We start from the raw sequence: 2,707 nt of genomic DNA, 5'->3' as shown, positions 1-2,707 counted from the left end.
CTGCTGGCTTGATAGTTCAATATGAGTATGCCTTTGCTCCTTTGGCTATAGGTCGATTTGGAATTGGTGCTAAATATACATATATAAACTATGAGGTAGCTTCTAGCAGCGCAGAGTTTGATGGGAGTGGCTTCGACGTTCACCTTGCTTACATGTTTTGATTTTGATGGGTTAACCTAACAAGCAATTTAAGCAGACTGCCAACGCTTGGTATTTTCAACTCGGTTTAGCATCAGTGATTCTAGTGTTAAATTTGAGTGTATTGGTAGCGTTGTCAGCTACTTAATTGGGCGTTAGGGCACAAAGGAAAGGCTATGAGTTTAGAAGTATTAGAGTCTGTTTTGTTGGTAGTAGGTACTGTTGCTGCATGTATTGCTGCAGTGCCGGTGATCAAGTCTTGGGTTCCTACAAAATTAACTAGAGAAGAACGAGCAATTTTAAAGTTAGCTTTAAGCAATCCTACATTTAAAGGAATCTTAGAATACAACTTAGAGCCTGAATCTATAGTTAAGAGTCCATATAAGCACGATGAAACAATAGGTGTCAGCGCGGAAATACTGGAATTAAGAGAAAAACAATTACTCCAAGTCCTTGAAGGTAACTTTGGGCAACCAGCAGGCTCTGTATGGTTTCAATTAACTGCTAAAGGCTACGCTGTAGCTAAGCGTCTATCTTGAGAATTCTGCCCTAACAAGCAATTTAAGCAGACTGCTAACGATTGGCATTTTCAGCTTGTTTTAGCTTCAGTGATTTCGGTGGTATTTTGACTGTATCGGTAGCGTTGTCAGCTACTTAATTGGGCGTTATGCTTTTCTTTAAAATTGGTAGTTTAACGTAAAAATAAGAACGTCAGTCTGCAATGCTGTCTCAAAGCCAAAACCTTCATAATGCAGTGTTATTGTTGGTGAAAATAGAGGGGTGATTCCTAGCAATTGAACGGGGTTATCTTCTTTTTTATACCCAGTAATACCACCAATTCTTAGACCGACATCGATCCAGTCTTTCCAGTACCATTTCTTATGGTATGAGAACACATAAGAGCGGTCATAGAATGAGTTGTTCATTGTAGATATTTCGAACCCTCGATATCCAATTCCCCAGATGTCATTATTTTCATTTCTGTTTCTTGAGCCTAAATGAAATGTTCTCCCAGTATAGGTAAGCGTGATTTCTTTATCATCGTAATAAGAATTATCAATGAAGTCTTCATAAAAAGAGACGTCTTCAGCTTGCGAATATGTTGAAAAAAGTATTAATAGTAGTGGTGTAATAAATTTAAAAAAAGACATGAATCAATAGTTCTAACCTTAGTGTGGATAAGCTAGGGATTCTAATAGAAATTACGTAAAATAAATGTCATTCTGTAAAGTTGGTTTTCAATGTTTACGTGGGCTTCAAGCATAACAAGCAATTTAAGCAGACTGCCAACGCTTAGCATTGTCAGTTTGGTTTAGCTTCAGTGATTACGGTGTTAAGTTTGAGTATATCGGTAGCGTTGTCAGCTACTTAATTGGGCGTTATATGTATTAGTGGGTATTTCCACAAAGGTTGTAAAAATAAATGGTTGTCAACGACTATATAGAAAATACGGAGTTTACAGAGCTCCCTAATAATCTACTAGATATCAGTGAGGTGCCTGATGATATTGCGGGTATATGTAAATTTGTTCAAGGCAACCTTATTCATTCATATTGGCTTGAACACTATGGTGTCGAGGTTGACCCCTCAAAAAAACTTACAGAAATGCAAACTCGATATGCTAAAGATTTAGTCTCTTTAGCAATATTGAAATCAGGCGAACCTTCCCATGTGTTCAAGAAACCAAGCCATAGAGTTGTAAGTATTTGTAGAGACTTTTCACTATTGGTTTGCTCTATTTTGAGGTCAAAAGGAGTTCCTGCCCGACTAAGGAGTGGATTTGCGACTTATTTAGTTCAAAACCATTTCGAAGATCACTGGGTTTGTGAGTATTGGGATAAAGGGAAGGGATGGGTAGCGGCTGATGCTCAGCTTGACGACATTCATCATCAAATCTTGAAGTTTGAATTTGACCCGTGTGATGTACCATCATCAAACTTTATAGTGGCTGGGCAGGCTTGGAAGTTATGCCGTGAAAACTTGGAGTCGGCTGACAATTTTGGTTTTCGGGATTTCAAAGGATTACCGTTTATCAAGGGTAGCCTTATTCGAGACTTGTATGCATTATCAAAATTTGAAATGCATACGTGGGATACAGGGTGGGGCGTATTGCCTAAATTCATCAGCCCTATTTCTGGAGAGTATGAATTAACTCTGCTCGATGAACTTGCAGATGTTAGTTGTTCTTCGGAGAGCTCCAAAGCTCTTAAGTTAGTTGAGTCGTGTAAGGAAATAAAACTTCCAAGCGGTTGGGATTGCTCGAAGTTTCCGACACTAAGTGAGCTATATGCTTCACTGTAGGCGCAGAACACATATAACAAGCAATTTAAGCAGACTGCCAACGCTTGGTATTTCCAGTTCAGTTTAGCTTCAGTGATTATGGTGGTAAATTTGAATGTAATGGTAGCGTTGTCAGCTACTTAATTGGGCGTTAGCTTAAAAGGAGTTACAAATGAAATGTGGGTGCTGTGGAAAAGAAATCGGCGACTTTGTTTTTGATAAGTCATATCAAATGCCTGATGAAATTTGGGAACTCAGTGATGAAGTACGAGATGAACGAGCACAAACA

At 38.6% G+C, this 2,707-nt stretch carries 3 protein-coding genes; 2 read left to right on the top strand and 1 reads right to left on the bottom strand.

All coding sequences use genetic code 11. From position 1 onward, the window contains the following. The first annotated feature begins 314 nt into the window (after positions 1 to 314). Positions 315 to 677 (top strand): hypothetical protein, encoded by a 363-nt coding sequence (locus L4C37_RS22275; protein ID WP_248374596.1) that lies wholly within the window; start codon positions 315 to 317, stop codon positions 675 to 677. 138 nt (positions 678 to 815) lie between these two features. Here L4C37_RS22275 and L4C37_RS22270 read toward each other — a convergent pair whose 3' ends face one another. Then, on the bottom strand, positions 816 to 1,289 hold the full coding sequence (locus L4C37_RS22270) for a hypothetical protein (protein ID WP_137375768.1): 474 nt from the start codon (positions 1,287 to 1,289) through the stop codon (positions 816 to 818). A gap of 271 nt (positions 1,290 to 1,560) precedes the next feature. Here L4C37_RS22270 and L4C37_RS22265 point away from each other — a divergent pair, with 271 nt between their 5' ends. Then, complete coding sequence (locus L4C37_RS22265; protein ID WP_429770159.1) at positions 1,561 to 2,439, top strand: transglutaminase-like domain-containing protein; 879 nt, start codon at positions 1,561 to 1,563, stop codon at positions 2,437 to 2,439. Positions 2,440 to 2,707 lie beyond the last annotated feature (268 nt).

This window comes from Vibrio kagoshimensis (assembly GCF_050337535.1).
Lineage (GTDB): Bacteria > Pseudomonadota > Gammaproteobacteria > Enterobacterales > Vibrionaceae > Vibrio > Vibrio gallaecicus.
Note: the sequence above shows the minus strand (reverse complement) of the source record. Positions and strands in the feature narration are given on the sequence as shown.

Coding starts and splice junctions, on each gene's coding strand:
- L4C37_RS22275 (WP_248374596.1), top strand. CDS start 315: ATGAGTTTAGAAGTATTAGAGTCTGTTTTGTTGGTAGTAGGTACTGTT.
- L4C37_RS22270 (WP_137375768.1), bottom strand. CDS start 1,289: ATGTCTTTTTTTAAATTTATTACACCACTACTATTAATACTTTTTTCA.
- L4C37_RS22265 (WP_429770159.1), top strand. CDS start 1,561: ATGGTTGTCAACGACTATATAGAAAATACGGAGTTTACAGAGCTCCCT.